Source organism: Pseudomonas sp. NPDC079367, from assembly GCF_044542195.1.
Taxonomy (GTDB): domain Bacteria; phylum Pseudomonadota; class Gammaproteobacteria; order Pseudomonadales; family Pseudomonadaceae; genus Aquipseudomonas.
Genome location: NZ_JBITTW010000014.1, coordinates 43,832 through 65,130 on the forward strand (window position 1 = coordinate 43,832; position 21,299 = coordinate 65,130).

General features: G+C 62.1%; 20 protein-coding genes. 13 read left to right on the forward strand and 7 right to left on the reverse strand.

Annotated features, from left to right (window positions below):
• The first annotated feature begins 38 nt into the window (after window positions 1–38).
• The 8 genes from ACIGDJ_RS13905 to ACIGDJ_RS13940 are packed head-to-tail and all read left to right on the forward strand — an operon-like array spanning window position 39 to window position 9,877.
• A complete protein-coding gene (locus ACIGDJ_RS13905) occupies window positions 39–1,136 on the forward strand; it encodes a WD40/YVTN/BNR-like repeat-containing protein (RefSeq protein WP_397478904.1) in 1,098 nt (365 codons plus the stop codon).
• Window positions 1,137–1,140: 4 nt separating this feature from the next.
• Window positions 1,141–3,615, forward strand: a complete 2,475-nt coding sequence (locus tag ACIGDJ_RS13910; RefSeq protein ID WP_397478903.1) for an RND family transporter — start codon at window positions 1,141–1,143, stop codon at window positions 3,613–3,615.
• Window positions 3,605–4,852: an MFS transporter gene (locus ACIGDJ_RS13915; RefSeq protein ID WP_397478902.1), complete on the forward strand. Its 1,248-nt coding sequence runs from the start codon at window positions 3,605–3,607 to the stop codon at window positions 4,850–4,852. Before ACIGDJ_RS13910 ends, ACIGDJ_RS13915 begins: the two co-directional genes overlap by 11 nt.
• A 13-nt stretch (window positions 4,853–4,865) precedes the next feature.
• Window positions 4,866–5,447 (forward strand): cupin domain-containing protein, encoded by a 582-nt coding sequence (locus ACIGDJ_RS13920; protein ID WP_397478901.1) that lies wholly within the window; start codon window positions 4,866–4,868, stop codon window positions 5,445–5,447.
• A complete protein-coding gene (locus ACIGDJ_RS13925) occupies window positions 5,444–6,427 on the forward strand; it encodes a fumarylacetoacetate hydrolase family protein (RefSeq protein ID WP_397478900.1) in 984 nt (327 codons plus the stop codon). The genes ACIGDJ_RS13920 and ACIGDJ_RS13925 overlap by 4 nt, the downstream gene beginning before the upstream one ends.
• A 9-nt stretch (window positions 6,428–6,436) precedes the next feature.
• Window positions 6,437–7,438 (forward strand): NAD-dependent epimerase/dehydratase family protein, encoded by a 1,002-nt coding sequence (locus ACIGDJ_RS13930; protein WP_313006130.1) that lies wholly within the window; start codon window positions 6,437–6,439, stop codon window positions 7,436–7,438.
• Window positions 7,416–8,210 carry a cyclase family protein gene (locus ACIGDJ_RS13935; RefSeq protein ID WP_397478899.1) on the forward strand — a complete coding sequence of 265 codons (795 nt, stop codon included), beginning with the start codon at window positions 7,416–7,418 and terminating at the stop codon, window positions 8,208–8,210. The genes ACIGDJ_RS13930 and ACIGDJ_RS13935 overlap by 23 nt, the downstream gene beginning before the upstream one ends.
• A 20-nt stretch (window positions 8,211–8,230) precedes the next feature.
• Entirely contained in the window at window positions 8,231–9,877 is a 1,647-nt protein-coding gene (locus ACIGDJ_RS13940) for an arylsulfatase (protein ID WP_397478898.1), read from the forward strand.
• A gap of 62 nt (window positions 9,878–9,939) precedes the next feature.
• On the opposite strand, the gene ACIGDJ_RS13945 is transcribed toward ACIGDJ_RS13940, so the two are convergent.
• Window positions 9,940–10,566: an XRE family transcriptional regulator gene (locus tag ACIGDJ_RS13945; RefSeq protein WP_397478897.1), complete on the reverse strand. Its 627-nt coding sequence runs from the start codon at window positions 10,564–10,566 to the stop codon at window positions 9,940–9,942.
• Between the two features lie 46 nt (window positions 10,567–10,612).
• Here ACIGDJ_RS13945 and ACIGDJ_RS13950 point away from each other — a divergent pair, with 46 nt between their 5' ends.
• Complete coding sequence (locus ACIGDJ_RS13950; protein WP_101155337.1) at window positions 10,613–11,308, forward strand: B3/4 domain-containing protein; 696 nt, start codon at window positions 10,613–10,615, stop codon at window positions 11,306–11,308.
• Between the two features lie 422 nt (window positions 11,309–11,730).
• Here ACIGDJ_RS13950 and ACIGDJ_RS13955 read toward each other — a convergent pair whose 3' ends face one another.
• Window positions 11,731–12,468 (reverse strand): SDR family oxidoreductase, encoded by a 738-nt coding sequence (locus ACIGDJ_RS13955; protein WP_101155331.1) that lies wholly within the window; start codon window positions 12,466–12,468, stop codon window positions 11,731–11,733.
• Between the two features lie 127 nt (window positions 12,469–12,595).
• A complete protein-coding gene (locus tag ACIGDJ_RS13960; RefSeq protein ID WP_313006153.1) occupies window positions 12,596–13,477 on the reverse strand; it encodes an AraC family transcriptional regulator in 882 nt (293 codons plus the stop codon).
• Window positions 13,478–13,735: 258 nt separating this feature from the next.
• On the opposite strand from ACIGDJ_RS13960, the gene ACIGDJ_RS13965 reads away from it, so the two are divergent.
• Window positions 13,736–14,500 carry an SDR family NAD(P)-dependent oxidoreductase gene (locus tag ACIGDJ_RS13965; protein WP_101155329.1) on the forward strand — a complete coding sequence of 255 codons (765 nt, stop codon included), beginning with the start codon at window positions 13,736–13,738 and terminating at the stop codon, window positions 14,498–14,500.
• 174 nt (window positions 14,501–14,674) lie between these two features.
• Window positions 14,675–15,589, forward strand: a complete 915-nt coding sequence (locus ACIGDJ_RS13970) for an AraC family transcriptional regulator (protein WP_313006142.1) — start codon at window positions 14,675–14,677, stop codon at window positions 15,587–15,589.
• 6 nt (window positions 15,590–15,595) lie between these two features.
• On the opposite strand, the gene ACIGDJ_RS13975 is transcribed toward ACIGDJ_RS13970, so the two are convergent.
• A complete protein-coding gene (locus tag ACIGDJ_RS13975; protein WP_313006144.1) occupies window positions 15,596–16,666 on the reverse strand; it encodes an aromatic ring-hydroxylating dioxygenase subunit alpha in 1,071 nt (356 codons plus the stop codon).
• A 34-nt stretch (window positions 16,667–16,700) separates the two neighbouring features.
• Window positions 16,701–17,654 carry a PDR/VanB family oxidoreductase gene (locus ACIGDJ_RS13980; RefSeq protein WP_101155323.1) on the reverse strand — a complete coding sequence of 318 codons (954 nt, stop codon included), beginning with the start codon at window positions 17,652–17,654 and terminating at the stop codon, window positions 16,701–16,703.
• A 290-nt stretch (window positions 17,655–17,944) separates the two neighbouring features.
• Here ACIGDJ_RS13980 and ACIGDJ_RS13985 point away from each other — a divergent pair, with 290 nt between their 5' ends.
• Window positions 17,945–18,412, forward strand: coding sequence for a MarR family winged helix-turn-helix transcriptional regulator (locus ACIGDJ_RS13985; RefSeq protein ID WP_101155322.1), 468 nt, complete (start codon window positions 17,945–17,947; stop codon window positions 18,410–18,412).
• Here the strand turns inward: ACIGDJ_RS13985 and ACIGDJ_RS13990 are convergent.
• Both ACIGDJ_RS13990 and ACIGDJ_RS13995 read right to left on the reverse strand, forming a co-directional pair.
• Window positions 18,387–19,349 (reverse strand): LysR family transcriptional regulator, encoded by a 963-nt coding sequence (locus ACIGDJ_RS13990; RefSeq protein ID WP_397478896.1) that lies wholly within the window; start codon window positions 19,347–19,349, stop codon window positions 18,387–18,389. The genes ACIGDJ_RS13985 and ACIGDJ_RS13990 overlap by 26 nt on opposite strands.
• 93 nt (window positions 19,350–19,442) lie before the next feature.
• Entirely contained in the window at window positions 19,443–20,153 is a 711-nt protein-coding gene (locus ACIGDJ_RS13995) for an SDR family NAD(P)-dependent oxidoreductase (protein WP_397478895.1), read from the reverse strand.
• A gap of 266 nt (window positions 20,154–20,419) precedes the next feature.
• Between ACIGDJ_RS13995 and ycaC the strand changes: the two genes are divergently transcribed.
• Window positions 20,420–21,049, forward strand: coding sequence for an isochorismate family cysteine hydrolase YcaC (gene ycaC / locus ACIGDJ_RS14000; RefSeq protein WP_016774235.1), 630 nt, complete (start codon window positions 20,420–20,422; stop codon window positions 21,047–21,049).
• Window positions 21,050–21,299 lie beyond the last annotated feature (250 nt).

Below are 21,299 nucleotides of genomic sequence, written 5' to 3' on the forward strand. Positions count from 1 at the left end.
GGTCGCGGTCCGGTTTCACACAGGTTTTCGAGGTGGGTATGAACAGAATCTGTCAGCTGATGGGCTTGCTGACGTTGGCGTTGCCTTGGGCGTTGCCCTTGAGCGCCGCCGAGGCGGCGGTCGGCGATGTGTTGAGCACGCCGGCAATGCATGCGCCGCAGGCTGAACGCGCGGTGTTGCTCGACCTGGCGCGTGCCGGCGCGCGGCTGGTGGCGGTCGGCGAACGCGGCATTGTCTTGCTCTCCGATGACAATGGCGCCACCTGGCGCCAGGCATCAGTGCCAGTGTCGGTGAGCCTGACGGCGGTGCAATTCGTCGATGCCGATCATGGCTGGGCGGTCGGCCATGGCGCAGCAGTGCTGATGTCCGCTGACGGCGGTGAATCCTGGTCACTCCAACTGGACGGCCGTCGCGCCGCGCAGCTCGAACTGGACGCCGCCCGCACAGAAATGGCCAATGCCAGCGACACCGATGCCGCTGCCGTGCGGGTGCAAAACGCTGAACGCCTGATCGCGGAAGGTGCGGACAAACCGTTTCTGGCGCTGACATTCACCGATGCCCGCCACGGCTTGATCGTTGGCGCCTATGGCCTTGCGTTCAGAACCGAGGACGGCGGGGCGAGCTGGCAGTCGCTGATCGGCCAGATCGACAACCCGGCAGGCGCGCATTTGTATGCGCTCGCCGCGCACGGTGCGCAGTGGTTCATCGCCGGCGAACAGGGTTATCTGGCGCGCTCCAATGATGGCGGACATTCTTTCGCTGCTCTGGACAGTCCTTACAGCGGCAGTTTCTTTGCTGTTCAGGTGCGCGACGACGGCACCTTGCTCGCGGCGGGTTTGAAGGGCAACGCCTTCGTGTCCCGCGACAACGGCAGCAGTTTTGTTCCGGCGCCAGTGCCGATGCCAGTGTCCTTCAGTGACGCGATCCGCACCGTCGACGGCCAGTTGCTGTTGGTCAATCAGGGCGGCGCACTTTTCCGCACTCAAGCCGATGCGCAGGCACAGCTAAAGCCTTACGGCGCGCCGTTGGGCAAACCGGTCGCCAGCGTTGTGCAGGCCGCCGACGGCAGTCTGGTGCTGGCCGGGTTCACCGGGTTGACGCGCTTGGCAGCGCCCACCGTTATTGCTTCGGAGTGAGGTTATGAAGTCATTCGACAACGCCACGGCCAGCCTGGCGAGTTTCGATCCGCGCTCCGGTTCGCTGGTGGAACGCACGCTGTTCAACCATCGGCTGTGGGTCTTGCTGGTGTGTCTGGTCACTACGCTGCTGCTGGGTTATCAGGCCATGCGCATCGAACTGAATGCCAGTTTCGAAAAGATGATTCCGACGCAACAGCCGTACATTGCCAATTACCTTGAGCACCAGAAACAGCTCAGCGGTCTGGGCAATTCGCTGCGCATTGTCGTCGCCAATCGTCAGGGCGATATCTATGACGCCGACTACCTGAAAGCCCTGCAGGCCTTGAGCGACAAGCTGTACCTGTTGCCTGGTGTCGATCGCGCCTATATGAAGTCGTTGTGGACACCCGCGACCCGCTGGGTCGCGGTGACCGAAGACGGGCTGGATGGCGGCCCGGTGATCCCCGATGATTACGCTGGCACCCAGGCGAATCTCGATGCCTTGCGCCGCAACGTGCAACGCTCCAACGAACTCGGGCAACTGGTAGCGTTCGACCAGACCTCAAGCATCATTTACGTGCCGCTGCTGGCAACCACCAGCGATGGCCAGGCGCTGAATTATTCGCTGTTGTCCGAGCAACTCGAAGCGCTGCGCAGCGAATACCAGAGCGACAAAATTGGTATCCACATCACCGGTTTCGCCAAGAAAGTCGGCGACCTGATTGACGGGCTCAAGCAGATTCTGTTGTTTTTCGCCGTGGCGATTCTGATCACCACCGCTGTGCTGTTCTGGTACACCCGCTGCCTGCGCAGCACCGTGCTGGTGGTGTTCTGCTCGCTGGTGGCGGTGGTCTGGCAGCTTGGCCTGTTGCCGCTGCTCGACTATCAGCTCGATCCCTATTCGGTGCTGGTGCCGTTTCTGGTGTTCGCCATCGGCATGAGCCACGGCGCGCAGAAAATGAACGGCATCATGCAGGACATCGGCCGTGGCATGCACCGCGTGGTCGCCGCGCGTTTCACCTTTCGCCGGTTGTTCCTGGCCGGGCTGACCGCGCTGCTGTGTGATGCCGTGGGGTTTGCGGTGCTGATGCTGATCAAGATCCAGGTGATTCAGGATCTGGCAGTGATCGCCAGTATTGGCGTGGCGGTGCTGATTTTCACCAACCTGATCCTGCTGCCGGTGTTGCTGTCCTATGTCGGCGTCACGCCACGCGCCGCGCAACTGAGCCTGAAAAGCGAGCAGGGCGAACAGGCCGGCCAGCGCCGCCATGGCTTCTGGCGTTTTCTCGATCTGTTCACTCGGCGGCGCTGGGCCAGCCTGTGCATCGCGGTCAGCCTGGCGCTGGCGGCGCTTGGATTTATCGTCAGCCTGCAACTGAAAATCGGCGACCTCAATGCCGGTGCCCCGGAGCTGCGCGCCGACTCGCGCTACAACCAGGACGACGCTTTTCTGACCCGGCACTACGGTGCCAGCAGCGACCTGTTCGCAGTGATGGTCAAGACGCCGCCCGGGCAATGTGCGCGCTACGACATTCTGGCCAAGGTCGATGCACTGGACTGGCAACTGCGTGCGCTGCCGGGGGTGGATTCGACCAACTCGCTGGCGTTGCTCAACCGACGCATGCTGGTCGGCCTGAGCGAAGGCAGCGCCAAGTGGTACGAACTGCAGAACAATCAGGCGATGCTCAACATGATCACCGCCAGTGCCCCGCGCGGTTTGTACAACGAGGATTGCAGCCTGCTGACGTTGTACGCCTACCTGACCGACCACAAGGCCGAAACTCTCACGCGGCTGGTCGAGCACGTCGAGCAATTCGCCGCTGCGAACAACAATCAGGATGTGCAGTTTCTCCTCGCCGCCGGCAATGCCGGCATCGAAGCGGCGACCAACATCGTCGTCAAACAGGCCAACCGCGAGATGCTGTTCTGGGTCTATGGCGCGGTGATCATCCTGTGCCTGATTACCTTCCGTTCCTGGCGCGCGACGCTGTGCGCGGTGATTCCGCTGATGGTTACCTCGATCCTCTGCGAGGCGCTGATGGTCTGGCTGAACATCGGGGTCAAGGTGGCGACTTTGCCGGTGATTGCCCTCGGCGTGGGTATCGGCGTCGATTACGCGCTGTACGTGATGAGCATTCTGCTCGGCCATTTGCGCCAGGGGGCGAGCCTGTCCGAGGCCTATTACCGAGCGCTGGTGTCGACTGGCAAAGTGGTGATGCTCACCGGAATTACCCTCGCGATTGGTGTGGCGACGTGGATTTTTTCACCGATCAAGTTCCAGGCCGACATGGGCGTGCTGCTGGCATTCATGTTCGTCTGGAACATGGTCGGCGCATTGGTGCTGCTGCCAGCGCTGGCGTATTTCCTGCTACCGGCTCAGCGCACTCAACGCGGCGCCGAAGCTTCGGTCGAGGTGATCAGCGTGGCGCAACCGCCCAGTGCTGTGGTCGCCAACGTTCATCCATCGCGACAACGGGAGATCTGTCATGGCCGTTGAATCTGCAGTGCCAGACCACCGCCGTGAAGCCGGCCTGATGCAATCGCTGCTGTTGCTGCTCGGCAGCTGTCTGCCGGTGCTTGGCGCGGTGTTGCTCGCTCCGGTATTGCCGCGCATGCAGGCGCATTTCGCCGAGGTATCGGGGAGTGCGGTGCTGGTGCCGATCGTGCTGACCCTGCCCGCGTTGATGACTGCCGTGCTCGCGCCGTTTGCCGGGATGATCGCTGATCGCCTCGGACGCAAGCCGCTGTTGCTGGCCAGCATGGCGCTCTATGTGCTGTGCGGCGTCTTGCCATTGTGGCTCGAGTCGTTGCCGGCGATCGTCGCCAGCCGCGCCGGCATCGGTCTGGCCGAGGCGGGAATCATGACTTGCTGCACGACATTGATGGGTGATTACTACAGCGGCGCGCGACGTGAACGCCTGTTCGCTTTGCAAATGGTCGCGACCTCGTTGTCAGCAGCGGTGTTCATCGCCCTCGGCGGTTTTCTCGGCCAGAACGATTGGCGCACGCCGTTCGCGCTGTACGCGGTGGGGCTGATCTTTCTGCCGCTGATGGCCTGGCAACTCTGGGAGCCGCAACCGCGTGTGCCCATGGCGGCAACCCTGGCGCAGCCGGTGAAACGTGCTTTCCCCTGGCGCGCGCTGACGCCGATGTATGCGCTGGCCCTGCTGGCCGGGCTGAGCCTGTTCATCGTGCCGGTGCAGGCCGGTTATCTGCTCAACCTGCTGCACGTCGATGCGCCGCAGCAGATCGGCATGACCATGGGCGCCAACCAGCTCGGCGTGCTTGTCGGGGCCTTGAGTTTTCGCCTGCTCAGCGGCTTGCGCAGTCAGCATTTGCTGCTGATTGCCTTTGGGCTGGCCGGTGTTGGCGGCTTGCTGATGGCCGGCGCGAACAGCCATGTGCAAGTGGTGGTTGCGGTGCTGGTAAACGGTTTGGGCATCGGTTTGATGTTGCCAACGCTGATCACCTGGATCATGGCGCAAGTCGGTTTCGAGCAGCGCGGGCGCGCTGCCGGTTGGTTTACTGCAGCGATTTTCGCCGGTGAATTCGTCAGCCCGTTGATGGTGCTCGCCATCACCGCCGGCGCTGTTTCTGTCCTGCCACAAGCCTTGGCCGTCATCGGTTGGCTGCAATTGGTGGTGGCGCTGTTTTGTCTGTCCGTACCGAGGCTCGGCGGTTTGTTGCCGGGTGCGGCTGTCAGCAGTCAAGACTCCATTGGCAACGGCCATTGAACGAGGAATTTCCATGCAAGCGCTTCCCCCCTTCAAACGCGTGGTCACCGGGCATGATGCCGATGGCCGCGCAGTGATCGCCAGTTGCGGCCCGACCGCCAGCGTATTCGCCCTGCAAGCGGTGCCCGGCACGGTGTTTCATGAACTGTGGAACAGCAGCGCCAGCCCGGCTGTCCTCGACAACGGCGGCGACCCGACGGACAAACCGTTGCAACTGAGCCCCGACCCGCACGGCAGCGTGATCCGCGTGGTCGACATTCCGCCGGACAGCATGCAGAACCAGATCAGCGCCGCGGATGCAGCGGCAGTGTTCGCCGAGATGGGTCAGTCCGAGGCCGGCACTGGCGATGCCAGCGCCCGGCACAGGTTGATGCATCGCACTGAAACCCTCGATTACGGCATCGTTACCGAGGGCGAAGTGTGGCTGGTGCTCGACGATCAGGAAGTCCAGCTCAAACGCGGCGACGTGGTGGTCCAGCGCGGCACCAACCACGCGTGGAGCAACCGCACCGAGGCCATGGCTCGCATGGTTTTCATTCTTCTCGACGGGCGCTTTGCCGCCCAACTGCAACAACGCCAGGGAGCCTGGGCATGAAACTCGCCACAGTAAAAAACAACACCCGCGACGGTCGGCTGGTCGTCGTTTCGCCCGATATGATTCACGCGCTGGACGCCAGCGCTGTCGCGCCGACCCTGCAATACGCCATGGAAAACTGGCCGCTTGTCGAGCCGCGCTTGCAGGCCCTGGCACGGCAGCTGGAAGCGGGCGACGCCCGCCACGCAACGGACTTCGATCCCGCCCAGGCCATGGCGCCGTTACCGCGTGCCTATCAGTGGTGCGACGGTTCGGCGTTTCTCAGCCACGGCGCGCTGATGCAGAAGGCGTTCAACCTTGGGCCCATTGAAGGCGCCGATCGCACGCCGCTGATGTATCAGGGCGCCGGCGATGATTTCATCGGCCCGCGCGATGACATCGAGTTGCCCAGTGAAAGCCAGGGCATCGATTTTGAAGGTGAGTTTGTCGTGCTGGTTGACGACGTGCCGATGGGCTGCTCGGCTGAAGACGCTTTGGCGCACATCAAACTGATTCTGCAGATCAATGACATCAGCTTGCGGGCCCTGGCGCCACGGGAAATGCGCACCGGTTTCGGCTTCCTGCAGGCCAAGCCATCGTCGAGTTTTGCGCCGCTGGCGATCACCCCGGACGAACTTGGTGAGGCGTGGCGCGACGGCCGGGTGCATTTGCCGCTGCAGGTCGAGTGGAACGGCGAACGCTTCGGCCAGCCCCACGGCGGGCAGATGAATTTTCACTTCGGTGAACTGATCGCTCACGCCGCACTGACACGGCGTCTGCGCGCCGGCACGCTGATCGGGTCAGGGACCGTCTCTAACGCTGAGCGCAGCGCCGGCTCGGCATGCATCGCCGAGCGGCGCGCCATTGAAATGATCGAGCAGGGCGCTGCGCAAACCGGCTTCATGCGCTTCGGTGATCGGGTGCGCATGGACGTTACGGGCAGCACTGGTCGCTCGCTGTTCGGTGCCATCGACCAGCGCGTCGTCAAAGCCCATGGCTGAGGAACGCCCATGCGTGTATTGATCACCGGCGCCAATGGTTTCGTCGGTCGTGAACTGCTGCGCTGTTTGCTCTCGCGGGGCAGTTTGCGTGGGCAAGTCATTCGTTCGTTACTGGTGCTGGACACCGAAGTGCAGGGCTTGCCGGACGATCCGCGCCTGCGTCGGCACACCGGCAGCGTGACCGACGCGGCATTGATGCGTCGGGTGCTCGCCGATGGCATCGATGTGGTGTTTCATCTGGTGAGCATTCCCGGCGGCGCGGCTGAACATGATTATGAGGCGGGCTATCAGGTCAACCTGCTGGCGAGCCTGGAACTTCTCGACCAATTGCGCAACAAGGCGCGGCCACCGGTGCTGGTGTACGCCAGCAGCGTCGCGGTGTACGGCGCCGACCTTCCGGCGAGGATGAACGAGCAGGCCGAGCTGCGCCCGCAACTGTCTTATGGCACGCATAAGGCCATGGTCGAGCAGGCGTTGATCGATCTGGCCCGGCGCGGCGAAGTGGATGGCCGCGCGGTGCGCCTGCCGGGAATTGTCGCGCGGCCGCGTGAGCCCAACGGTTTGCGCTCGGCCTTCATGAGCGACCTGCTGCGCGCCTTTGCCGAAGGCGTCGACTACTGCTGCCCGGTGTCACCGGAAGCAACCGCGTGGTGGATGTCGGCGCGTTGCTGCGTGAACAACCTGATCCACGCCGCCGAACTGCAGAGCCATGCCGCGCAACAGCGAGTCTGGCAACTGCCGGTGCTGCAGTTGTCGATTGCGCAAGTGATCGATGCGCTGGCGGCGGCCTATGGCGAGCAACGCCGCTCGTTGATCAATTTTGCGCCCGACGCTGACCTGCAAGCGCTGTTCGGACGTCTGCCGCCATTGAAAACCCCCCAGGCCCGCGCGGCGGGCTTCAGCCATGACGGCAATGTCGCCGCACTGCTGCGCAACGCTTTGAATCCCGCCCCTTATCGGCATTTGCCCCTGCCCGGAGAGACTTCCCATGTCACAGCCCATCGCGCGTAAACGTCGTCTTGTCGATCTTTCGGTGACGCTCGACAACAACCCTTACACGGACCCGCCGCCGCTGCTGCCGAAGATCGATTACATGGATCACCAGCAAGGCTGGCCGGAAATGGCCGCGATGTTCCCTGGCCTGCAACTGGAGCAGATGCCCGGCAACGAATCCTGGGCTGCCGAGCGCCTGAGCATTACCACTCACAGCGGCACGCACATGGACGCGCCGTGGCATTACGCCTCGACCACCGACGGCGGTGCGCCAGCCTTCGGCATCGACGAACTGCCGCTGGAGTGGTGCCTGCAGCCGGGGGTGAAACTGGATTTTCGCGACCTGCCTGACGGCCATGTGGTCACTGCCGCCGAGGTGGAAGCCGAGCTGGCGCGCATCGGGCATGACCTGCAAGCGCTGGATATCGTGCTGATCAACACCCGCGCGGGCGCGCTGTTCGGCCAGCCGGGTTATCTGGATGCCGGCGTCGGCATTGGCCGCGAGGCGACGCTGTATCTGCTCGAACGTGGGGTGCGGGTGGTTGGCACCGATGCCTGGAGCTGGGACGCACCGTTCAAATACACCCGCGAACGGTTCGCCGCCAGCGGCGACGCCTCGATCATTTGGGAAGGGCATAAGGCCGGGCGCGATATTGGTTACGGGCAGATGGAGAAACTGGCCAACCTCGAGCAGCTGCCGGCCAGCGGTTTTACCGTGTCGTGCTTCCCGTACAAGATCAAACATGCTTCGGCAGGGTTTGTCCGCGCGGTGGCGATCTTCGAAGACTGACCAATAACAAGAGAGTCCCTATGCCTGTTTTGCGAACGTTGTGGCCCGTGCTCTGCGCGGCGCTGACCCTCGGCAGCGGTGCCGCGCTGGCCGCTGCCGGTGCTGCGGCCAAGCCGAATATTCTGCTGATCGTTGCCGACGATCTGGGGTACTCCGACCTCGGCAGTTACGGCGGCGAGATCCAGACGCCAAGCCTCGATCAACTGGCCCGCGAAGGCTTGCAGTTCACCAGCCTGTACGCGACGCCGACCTGTTCGATCACCCGCTCCATGTTGTTGTCCGGTACCGACAATCATCTGGTCGGCCTCGGTACCATGGCCGAAGCATTACAGCCGTTTCAGCGCGGCAAACCAGGATATGAGGGTTATCTGAATGAGCGCGCCTGGTCGGTCGCCGAGCTGTTGCAGCGTGGCGGTTACCACACGCTGATGGCCGGCAAATGGCATTTGGGCCTGGACGCGAACCAGGGCCCGGATCAGCGCGGTTTCGCCCAGTCGTTCAGCTTGCTTGAAGGCGGCGCGCCGCACTTCAAACCGGCGACTGACGACCCGGCGAAGATCGAGCAGGTGCATTACCGCGAGAACGGTCGGGCCGTGCAGGTGCCGGAGAATTTTTACTCCACGGATTTCTACACCGACAAGCTGATCGGCTATCTGCAGAACGTCAGACAGGACGGCAAGCCGTTCTTTGCCTACGCCGCCTACACCGCGCCGCATTGGCCGTTGCAGGCACCGCAAGCGTATCTGGACAAATACCATGGGCGGTTCGACGACGGTTACGACAGCGTGCGCCTGTCACGGCTCGAGCGCATGAAAAAGCTCGGCCTGCTCGCTGCGGATGCGCAGCCGGCACAACCGCTGCCGGTCAACTCGAAACTGCCGGGTTGGGAACAATTGAGTCCGGAACAGCGCAAGATCGCCGCGCGCAAAATGGAGATCTACGCGGCCATGGTCGACAACCTTGATGACAACCTCGGCCGCTTGCTTGACTACCTGCGCAAAAGCGGCCAATACGACAACACCTTGATCGTGTTCATGTCCGACAACGGCGCGGCGGGCGAGAACCACGCGCAGTTCTATCCACCGGGGCCGCGTACCGATAACAGCCTGGCCAACCTCGGACGTGTGGGATCACAAGCCGACTATGGCTTGCGTTGGGCCGAGGTCAGCGCCGCGCCGTTCCATCTGTTCAAAGGCACCACGGCCGAGGGCGGCATCAGCGTGCCGGCGATCATTCAGCTGCCCAAGGCGTTGCGCCGCCAAGGGATCGAGCGCGGCGTGGCACGGGTTGACGACCTGGCGCCGACCTTTCTCGAGATCGCCAGCATTGCCGTGCCGAATGATGCTGGCAAGCAGCCGATTACCGGACGGTCATTGATGCCGATGCTGGCGGGCGAGGGCGGCCCGCATGACGAAGGAGCGCTGGCGGGTGAGCTGTTTGGCAATGCCTATTACCGTGAGGGTGATCTGAAGTTGCTGGGGATGCGCCCGCAAGTGGGAATGGGCGACACTGCGCAGCCGGTGCAGTGGCAGTTGTTTGATCTGGCACGGGATCGCGGGGAGACGACTGATCTGGCGGGGGCGCAGCCGCAGACAGTTGAGCGGTTGAAGGCAGCGTGGATGGCGTATGCGCGGCGGGTCGGGGTGGTGTTTCCGGAGCGCAATTGATGGACGTTTCGCGGGGTTGAATGGTGCCGCGACCGTGCCCTCCCTGGCCCGCCTTACCGAGGCTAGGGCGAGGCAGTTTCGCGGGCACCCTGATGCAGCTCAGTCACCGACATTGTGAAAACCAGTTTCGACCGCCCATGGTTGGCGTACCCATGCGCCACGTCCGTACGCGCTACCGCCGAACACCCAGGCCCGACGACCAGTTCGACATTGCCAACCGTCAGATGCAACGTGCCTTTCTCGACGTGAAAAAGTTCTGTGGTGCCGTTCGGGTGCCCGGCGGAAGAAAACGACTCGCCGGGAAACAACTCCCAGCGCCACAATTCGAGCATGTTCGGGCCGCTGGTTCCGGCCAGCAATCGCGCCGATCCGCCCAGCTCACCGGTCCACAGCGTTGGGATGTCCTGGCTGCCGATCAGGTGCGCCGCTGGTGTGTCTGCGACGTTGACGAAGTCCGCCACTGACAAGCCCAGCGCGGCAGCGATCTTGCACAGGGTCGCGATGCTCGGGTTGGCCGAGCCTTTCTCGATTTCCACTACCATGCCTTTGCTCACGCCGGAGCGCCGGGACAGTTCGTCCAGGGTGATGCTCTGTTGTTTGCGCGCTTGTTTGAGCGTGCGGGAAACCGCTGCGCTGACAGTCTGGACGTCGGCCCCGGCCTCGGTCGGTATATTGACTTTATTGGTCATTGATCGCTAGCATCGTCTGAAATTCGGGTGTGAGGGGGATTCTGGGATGCTGTCTGTCGTGCCGTCAATCGATCCGGCTGTTGCGCAACTGGCGCCGGGCTTCAGAGCGCTGAGTATTGTCGTGCGAGCGGCGCCGATTACTCAGGCTTACGTGGCCGGTGAAGCACTGGCCAAAGCCTGTCAAATCGTCGCTGCCGGTGGTCCGGCGTGGGCGCCTGCGCATTTGCAGGCCTGGGCCGATGTCTTTCGTTTGTTCGGCGCCAAACCGCAGCGCACGCCTTGTTCCGCCGAGGCTCTGCGCAAACGTGTGTTGCGCGACGGCGACTTGCCGAGCATCGATCCGGTGGTCGACCTGTACAACGCCATCAGCCTTGAATACGCAATCCCCGTCGGTGGCGAAAATGCCGAAGCCTATGTTGGTTCGCCACGTCTGGTCGTCGCCGATGGCAGCGAACCGTTCGACACGATGAAAGAGGGCGTGTCCGCGCATGAATTTCCGGACGCTGGTGAAGTGGTCTGGCGCGATGACCAAGGCGTGACCTGCCGGCGCTGGAACTGGCGCCAGGGCGTGCGAACCCGCCTCGATGCGCAGGCCCGGCATATGTGGTTCATCCTCGAAAGCCTGCCGGCGATGCCGCTGGAGGCGCTGACCGAGGCGGGCGACAAACTCATCGAAGGTTTGCAACAGATGATGCCCGGCGCCGAGATTGAAAGCATGTTGATCGGGCCGGGCGCGCGGTAGGTTGGATGTAAAGGCGAACCCGCTTGGCCAGCAGCACCGCGATTCCCTGTGGGAGCGGGCTTGCCCGCGAAGGCGGCGGCAGGTTCAGCGTCATCATCGCCTGACACTCCGCTTTCGCGAGCAAGCCCGCTTCCACAATGATTCAGCGGCAAATCGACCATCTTCAGCGCCACCCGAATCCCTGTGGGAGCGGGCTTGCCCGCGAAGGCGGCGGCAGGTTCAAGATCATCATTGCCTGACACACCGCTTTCGCGAGCAAGCCCGCTCCCACAATGATCCGGAGGCAATTCGACCATCTTCAGCGCCACCCGAATCTCTGTGGGAGCGGGCTTGCCCGCGAAGGCGTCGGCAGGTTCAAGATCATTATTGCCTGACACACCGCTTTCGCGAGCAAGCCCGCTCCCACAGGTTTGTTGCTGGTCTCAGTAAGGGCTTGCCGTTGGACGCACGATCAGTTCGCTGACGTCGACTTCTGCCGGTTGTTCGACGGCGTAGGCAATCGCGCGGGCGATGGCTTCGGCGGGGATGGCGATCTTGCGGAATGACTTCATCTCGGCGCGGCCGCCTTCGTCGGAAATGCTCTCGGCCAGTTCCGATTCAGTCACGCCCGGTGCGATGACGGTGACGCGGATATCGCCGCCCACTTCCTGACGCAAGCCTTCGGAAATCGCCCGTACGGCATATTTGGTCGCGCAGTACACCGCCGCAGTAGGGCTGACCGCGTAGGCGCCGATCGAAGCGATGTTGATGATCTGCCCGGCGCGCTGGCGCTGCATCAATGGCAGGCTGGCGGCGATGCCGTGAAGTACGCCACGGATGTTGACGTCGATCATGCGGTTCCACTCATCGACCTTCAGCGCGTCCAGCCGCGACAACGGCATGACCCCGGCGTTGTTGACCAGCACATCGACGCGGCCGTAATGCTCGACGGCGAAATCAACGAAGCGCTGCACATCCTGCTGATCGGTGACGTCCAGTGCGCGAAATTGCGCGTGGCCACCGGCGGCGTTGATGTCATCGGCGATCACTGCCAGACGCTCGGTGCGCCGTGCGCCCAATACCACTTTGGCGCCACGCTCGGCGAGCAGGCGTGCGGTGGCTTCGCCGATGCCGCTGCTGGCGCCGGTAATCGCGATTACTTTGTCTTGAATGTTCAGCATGATGTCGTCCTCTTCGCTGTGCCCGGAAGTGGGCCTGGAAGAAGATTAAGCGCGGCAGCGCATAGGCAATTAACCGATTCCTCCTCGGCATTTGCCCAATTCTGCTGCGTCGTTTTTCAACCGAACTTCAACCGCCACGAGGCGTATCGCGGTAGGTGCTCGGCGTAACTCCAACTTCGCGGCGAAAAATCTGGGAAAAGTGGCTTGGGCTGGAGTAGCCGACTTCCAGGCCAATGTCGATCACGCTGCGCGTCGTCTCCAGCAACAACTGACGCGCGCGGCTCATGCGCAGGCGGATGAAGTATTGCGAGGGCGATAAACCGGTGGCGCGCTTGAAGGTGCGGCTGAAGTGGTAGTCGCTCAGCTCGGCGATGACGGCCAGTTGACTGAGGCCGAAATCCTCCGCCAGATTCGCATTCATGGCTTCGATTACCCGGCGCAGTTTGTAGGCGGGCAGGGCGTTGTCGCGACGCGGGTTGCTGTCCGGGTCGAGATAGTGACGCAGCAGATGGATCGCTAAAGCCTGAGCCAGGCAGTGCACCAACAGTGCGCTGGGCTGGCGTTGTTCTGTAAGTTCGACTCGCAGTTGCTCAAGGATGAAGCTGACGTGTTCATCACGCGCACCGGAAACGTCAGCGAAGGTCACCGCTCCGGCCTGTTCGCCGAAAGCTTCGCGCGCCGCTTCTTTGATCAGGCCCAGGCCGAGATAAAGGTGCATCACTTCGAACACTTCACAGCCTTCGGTCTGCCAGCGCATTTCGTAGGGTTCGCGGGTGTTGGTCAGGAAGAAATCGCCCGCCGTGACCTGGCTCGCCTGCCATTCGCCACCCAATGAACGCTCCTCGACCCGCGCAGTGCCGGCCAGAACCAGGACCAGCAGCGGTTCGGCCACGCAGGGCACGCGAATCGGCTCGAGCAGAGTCTGATGGCGGAACAACTGCACCACGGCATCCTTGAGCTGCGGCCGGGGCGGCGTCGTTTCCGCGACACCGGGCAAATGCTTCGGCATGGCTTCGGCGGCGATGCGCGCGGGTTGGCTGATTGTCGGTGTAGCAGAGCTGGCAGAGGGCACAGGACGCTCCATCAAAAGCTTCGGCTGCGAATGATTTTGAAGGTTAGGGCGGGTAAACGAGAAACTCCAGCGCAAAACTCCGACAGTCCCGGCAATCGCCCGAAAGCCCGGCGGCGGACAGTGCGCGACAGTGAAGCCGTGTTCACGACTGCGCCATCAGGTGCAACACCGATTCGCTATCGAGGAGTCAAGACCATGACTGATTTCAATCACACCCTGCCACAAGAAGTTGCCGGTAAAGTCGCACTGGTCACGGGGGCAGCCAGTGGCATCGGCAAGGCGATTGCGCTGATGCTGCATGCCCGCGGCGCCAAGGTGATTGCCGAAGACCTCAACCCGGCTGTCGAGGAATTGGCCCGTCCCGATCTGGTGCCGCTGGTGGCGGACATCACCGAGGACGGCGCCGCCGAACGCGCGGTGGGCCTTGCCGTTGAGCACTTCGGCCGCCTCGATATTCTGGTCAACAACGCCGGAATCATCATCAACAAAGCGGTGATCGACATGAGCCGCGACGACTGGGAAAAGATCCAGGCAGTGAATGCCACGGCAGCCTTCCTGCACTGCCGCGAAGCGGTCAGGGCAATGATCCCGAACAAGTCCGGTGCGATCGTCAATATCGCTTCCTATGCCTCGTACTTCGCCTTCCCCACGATTGCCGCCTACACCGCCTCGAAAGGCGCGCTGGCACAACTGACCCGCACGCTGGCGCTGGAGGTCATCGAGCACGGCATTCGCGTCAACGCCATCGGCGTCGGCGATGTGGTGACCAATATCCTCAATGATGTCGTCGAGGACGGCCCGGGCTTCCTCGCGCAGCACGGCGAGGCGGCGCCGATCGGCCGTGCGGCGCAGCCGAAGGAAATTGCCGAGATCGTGGCCTTTCTCGCCTCCGACCGTGCCAGTTTCATGGTCGGCGCGGTGGTCATGGCTGATGGCGGCATGACGGTCACGGCGGGCTGACAGTTATGCGGTAAACCCTGGGCGCGCGGGATCACGCGCCCAAGGTTTACCCTGTTCTGACTAACGCAGAATCAGGCAAATCTGCAGCATCTTTGATCTAGCCGCCCTTTGCTGAAACTGGCTAATCTTCATCCGCAGTTGACCCACCTTTCGTCTGCTTGCGAGGCCTTTTGCATGGACAACGACGCTTCCATCCTCCACGACACGGCGGTCTATCGCGCCGAGCTGGTGCGCCTGCTGACTCAGCGCTTCGATGCGCCGGGCACCTACGAAACCGCGATTGCGCCGCTGCACGTGATCCGTCTCGATGGCCCGTCCGAGCTGATTCACGTTGTGCACCGGCCAGCGCTGTGCCTGATCGTGCAGGGGCGCAAGGAAGTCGGGCTGGGTGACGAACGTTTCCTCTACGACCCGCTGAATTATCTTGTGGTCTCGGTGACATTGCCGGTGTCTGGCCGAGTGATCGAAGCCTCGCCCGAAGCACCCTACTTTTGCGTACGGCTGGATTTCGACCCGGCGCAACTGACGCAACTGATTGCCGAGTCGCCGCCGACCGGGGTGCCGCAGGAAACCGGGCGCGGGATGTTTCTCGACAAGATCGACGTGACCCTGCTCGACACCATGCTGCGTCTGGTGCGTCTGCTGGATAATCCGCGCGACATCGGCATGCTCGCGCCGATGGCGTTGCGCGAGCTGTATTACCGCCTGCTGCGCGGCCAGCACGGGCATCTGCTGTATGAAATCGCCGTCAGCGATTCGCAGACGCACCGGGTCACGCGGGCCATCGACTGGCTGAACAGAAATTTTACCGAACCGCTGCGCATCGACGCGCTGGCGCAGGTGGCCAACCTGAGCAATTCGGCGCTGCACCATCGCTTCAAAGCCGTCACCGCGATGAGCCCGCTGCAATATCAAAAACAGCTGCGCCTGCAGGAGGCGCGGCGGCTGATCATCAATGAAGGGCTGGACGTATCCAGCGCCTGTTACCGCGTTGGCTACGAAAGCGCTTCGCAGTTCAGCCGCGAATACAACCGCCAGTTCGGCTGCCCGCCGTCGAAGGAACTCAGTCGCCTGCGCCAGACTGGCTGAAGGGGCTCACGCCTGACGCAGTTGCTCGATGATTCTCCGGGCGCGGTTGGCGCCGACGTCGACGTGAATGTCGATCATCGGTCGTGCACCGAACCGGCAGAGGTTGCGGTACTGCGCTTCGATCACTTGCTTGTCCTCATCGAAGGTCAGGATGGTCTGCTCGACGACTTTGTCCTTGATCGCCTGCGGATCGCTCGCCGGATTGGTGGCGATGGTCCAGAAATAATGACTGGTGGTCGCGGTTTCCGGTGTCACGCCATGAAAGCCGCGCATATGAAAACCACCGCGCTCGGGATCGTCCAGCGAGCCGCTGCCGGCATCTACCGCACCGGTCCAGATGCGCAGATGACTGACGTGGAATTCGATTTCCTGCCAACGGTCGACGGTGCCTTTGAACGGGTAGGCGGCGGTATAGGTCGGCGGTGGCACCGAATCCGGCATATGGCGCACCACGCGGACCACGTTGCCTTCACTTTCCACTGTCATCCGCGCGTTCATATGGATGCTGGCGTTGCCGCCGATTGTGCGCAGATGCACATAGCCCAAGTGACTCAGGTCCATCAGGTTGTCGTGAATCAGCTGATACGGCGCCTCGTAGTGATAGACGCTGCCGTCGAACAGGTATTGGCCGCTGCTGTGTACGGCGTAGGGCGGCGGTTCGCAATCGGGCTCGGGCTGCGCCGCGCTGCCGAACCAGATCCAGACGATCTGGTCCTGTTCGCGCACATGATAGGCCGGCACCTTGGCCTTGCTTGGGATCTTGTCCTGCCCGGGTATTTCCACGCACCTGCCGGCGTCGTCGAACAGCAGGCCGTGGTAGCCGCAACGGATGCCGGAGGCTTCAAGCGTGCCGTTGGATAACGGTAGGGCGCGATGGCAGCAACGGTCTTCGAGGGCAGCGACGGTTCCGTCGGATTTGCGAAACAGCACCACCGGGTGGTTCAGCAAGGTCCGACCCAGCGGTTTGTCTTCAAGCTCCCAACCGAGGGCGGCGACGTACCATTGATTCAGCGCATACTCGGGCAGAGCAGAGGCTGCAAGTTCGCTGGCGAGTGATTCGGGCGTGGACGTGATCATGAGCTTCTCCTGTCGAGCCAATTGTTTTTGTTGTTCAAAGATCGAGCACCAGGCGCGTCGTCCTGGCCCGCGAGCAGCACGGGGTGAATTGATCGTTGGCGGCCTGTTGGGCGGCGCTGAGGAACTGGTCGCGATGCTCGGGGATGCCGCTGAGCACGCGGGTCATGCAGCTTCCGCAAATGCCTTGCTCGCAGGATGAGTCGATGGCCACACCGGCCTCGTCGAGCACTTCGAACACGCTGCGGTCGGCCGGGATCTGGAAGATCTGCCCGCTGCGGGCGAGTTCGACTTCGAAGGCCGTATCGGCCCTGTGATCGATGGGCGCGGCGGCGAAGAACTCCCGATGAACTCTGTGGGCAGGCCAGCCTGCATGCTGCGCGGTGTCGATGATGTGACTCATGAATCCGCCTGGGCCGCAGACGTACAGGTGACTGCCTGCGTCGGACAAGGCGAGCAGCGCCGCGGCGTCGAGCTTCTGCGCCTGCGTGCCACTGTCGTCATGCAGGATGACCCGCTCAGCGAACGGGGCTTGTGCCAGCAGCGGCAGAAACGCTGCGCGATCGCTGGAGCGAAAGCAGTAATGCAGCTCGAAAGGCACGTCTTGCGGAGCCAGGGCATAAGCCATCGCCAGCATCGGGGTGATGCCGATGCCGCCGGCAAACAGCAAATGTCGCGAGGCGGTGGGCTCAAGCGCGAACAGGTTGCGCGGGGCGCTGATCGTCAGCATTTGCCCGGTGAGGATCTGCTCGTGCATGGCCTGCGAGCCGCCACGGGATTGCGGGTCCTTGAGCACGCTGATCAGATAGCGCTGGCGCTCTCTGGGGTCATTGCACAAGGAATACTGGCGGACCATGCCGCCGGCCAGATGAACATCGATGTGCGCGCCCGCTTCAAACGGCGGCAACACGGTGCCATCCGCGGCGCTTAATTCAAAACTGCAGATGCCTTCGGCTTCGCAGGTTTTGCCGGTGACGATGACGTTGAGCATGACCTGTCCCTCCACACTGAAGTGGCTGCTGAAAAAAGACTCGTGGGATTAGCGGGGGGAAGGATCAGCCGGGGGCAGGCGGCGGCAAGGTGATCGCCGAATTTGGCCAATCGACGCCCGCGCAAATGAAAGGATTCATGACCAACACCTGATAATTATTTTTATGACGCGAGCGACGGCCTATCATTCAGCCAGAATCGCCCGCAACGTTCGGCAGGGAAATCCTCTGATTATTTAGTTGCGGTGTCAACCAATAATCTGGCGTTTCGTCGTTTTCGGGTAAATCTTCGATGTCTGCAGAACCGCAATTGAACCTGTCTCGTTATGTTCCCGCGTTGTTGAATTTCCTTTCCAACAAGCTCTCGGCGGGCGCTTCGCAGTGCTATCGCAAGCACTTCGGTATTGGCGTGGTCGAGTGGCGCATGCTCTCGATGCTGGCGGTGGAAAACGACATCACCGCCAACCGCATTTCGCAAACCATCGGCCTCGACAAGAGCGCGGTCAGCCGCTCATTGCAGGCGCTGGAGAAAGCCGGGCATATCCGCAGTCAGGTCGACACGAAGGATGCGCGGCGCAATACGGTCAGCCTCACCGCCAGCGGCAAGGCACTGCATGCACGTGTGCTGAAAGTGGCATTGGAGCGTGAGCGGCGTTTGCTCAGCGGCTTGTCGGAAGCGGAAGTCGATACGCTGATCGAACTGCTGGGGCGCCTGCATGCGCAGGTGCCGAACGTTAACGAGTACGATCCGGCGCAGTGAGCAACGACGCACTGTAAGAGCCAGCCCATTCATCACGAAATCCCAGCAGAAAATCCACAAACGCCCGCACCCGCTGCGGCACATAGCGGCCGTGCGGGTAGAGCAGGGTATACGGCCGTGAACGCCCGGCGTACGGCTGCAGCACTTCAATCAGGCGGCCATCGGCGAGTTCCTGCTCGACGATGAATCGATAAGTCTGAAACAGCCCGGCGCCGTGTTTGGCCAGCGTCACACCGCCGAGCACATCGTCGGAGCAGGAATAGCCGCCGTCGGAAATCACTTCCAGGTCTCGGCCGTTTTCCTGAAACAGCCAGGAAATCCGCCGACCACTGCTGGGCAATTCGAACTGGATGCACTCATGCCCGATGAGATCCTTTAGCGTCTGTGGCGTGCCGGCTCTTTGCAAATATTCGGGGGTGGCGACCACCACCAGGCTGGCATCTTCCAGCAGGCGAGCGATCAGGGTCGAGTCCGGTTGCGCGCGAACGCGTATCGCCAGGTCGTAGCCCTCTTCGACGAAGTCGATATTGCGATTGCCCAAATGCACGTCGACCGTGACCTCGGGGTACAGCGCACGAAACTTCGGCAGCAGCGGCAGGATGCGGTGATGTCCGTAGGTGGTAGGCAGGCTGATGCGCAGTCGCCCCGACGGCGAGGTCTGCGCGCCCATGACTTCCTGCTGCGCTTCGACCAGTTGCGTCAAGGCCTGGCTGCATTGTTCGAAGAAGCTGCGCCCGGCGTCGGTGAGGCGGATGCTGCGCGTGGTGCGGGCGAACAGTCGCGAACCGAGGCGTTGTTCCAGACGCAAAATCGACCGGCTGACAGCCGCCGGCGTGACCCCGGCCCGTTGCGCGGCAGCGGTGAAGCTGCCGGCTTCGGCAGCCAGGCAGAACAGTTCGATACTGCCTAACTGCAAGTCTTCAAAATGGCGTTTCATTGTGGCTCGCACCGAGGTTCGACGGACGTTCATCCTCTGTGTACCACAACCAGCGACACCGCCGGTATCCACCGGCGGCATTGCCGGTTTTGCTCAATGGCCGGCGCTCTGACCACCGTCGACATGCAGGATCTCGCCCGTGACGAAATTTGCGCCGTCGAGGTAGAGGATCGCTTGCACGATGTCGTCGATTTCCCCCATGTGGCCGACCGGATGCAGGCTGCCCAGGGCCTGATGGGTGTCCTCGGCGTGCATCGGCGTCTTGATGATGCCCGGCGACACCGCGTTGACCCGAATGCCGCGCTTGGCGTACTCGATCGCCAGGGATTTGGTCGCGGCGTTGATGCCGCCCTTGGTCAGCGATGCCAATACCGAAGGCACGCCATCGATTGCATGATCAACCAGGCTGGTGGTCACGCTGACGACGTGGCCGCTGCGGTGTTTTTCCATCTCGGCGATGGCCAGTTGCGATATGTAGAAGAAGCCGCTCATGTTGGTCGCCACGACTTGGGCATAGTCCGCCTGGCTGTAAGCGGTGAACGGCTTGGCCAGAAAGATTCCGGCATTGTTGACCAGCGTATCGACACGACCGAACCGGGCTACTGCAGCGCGAATCACTCGCTCGGCGGTTTGCGGATCGGCGATGTCGCCAGCGACCGTCAGAACATCCGGGTCACTCGACTCTTTGATCGAGCGCGAGGTTGCGACCACTTGATGGCCAAGGGCGCGAAAGCCTTCGACCAGACCTGCGCCGATGCCTTGCGAGGCGCCGGTGATGACAACTACTTTTTTCGATGTGCTCATGATGGTTTCCTCTGTCGCCGGCCCCGTCGGGATGGCGGGTGGCTGTTGGAGGCGACTTTAGGAAGTTGCGAGGAGTTGATAAATGGGGGCTGAGGTACTTCATTTGTACTGCGGTGTATCGAATCTGGGTGGGGCTGTAGTGATTGTCCTGTTCAAGTAGACGGTGAAACGCTTTTCAGCCGATTTATCCCTTTGCTGTGCGTCAGTAATCTGTACCCAACTTGAACGCAACAACAAAACTTCAATCTTGAAAAGGGACGTACACCATGACCACTCCAACCTACAACCGCCTGAACAAAGACGACGCTATCGTGCTGCTGGTTGATCACCAGACCGGTCTGATCTCACTGGTGCAGGACTTCTCGCCGAACGAGTTCAAGAACAACGTGCTGGCACTGGCGGATCTGGCCAAGTTTTTCGACCTGCCGACCATCCTCACCACCAGTTTCGAACAAGGCCCGAACGGCCCGCTGGTGCCAGAGTTGAAAGAGATGTTCCCGGACGCGCCGTACATCGCTCGCCCTGGCCAGATCAACGCCTGGGACAACGAAGATTTCGTCAAGGCGATCAAGGCTACCGGCCGCAAGCAGATCATCATTGCCGGTGTGGTGACGGATGTGTGTGTCGCGTTCCCGACCCTGTCGGCACTGGCAGAAGGGTTTGACGTGTTTGTGGTGACCGATGCCTCCGGCACCTTCAACACCACCGTGCAGCAAGCCGCGTGGAGCCGCATGACTCAGGCCGGCGCGCAGATGATGAACTGGTTCTCGGTGGCCTGTGAGCTGCACCGTGACTGGCGCAACGACATCGAAGGCCTGGGCAACCTGCTGTCGCAGCGCATCCCCAACTACCGCAACCTGATGAACAGCTACTCAGCGCTGACGCAACAGAAGTAAGACACCGCCCACGAAAAAGCCTGCTTTCAACAGCAGGCTTTTCATTTTTCAAACGGAAACCAGAGTTCGACTAGCCCTGTGGAAGCGAGCAGGTGCTGCAACAAAATTTCACGCCAATCCCGAAACCCCTGTGGGAGCGGGCTTGCCCGCGCAGACGGCGGCACAGTCACCAACGATGGCAACTGACATTGCCTTCGCGAGCAAGCCCGCTCCCACAGTTGGCAGGTGCTGCAGCAAAATTTCACGCCAA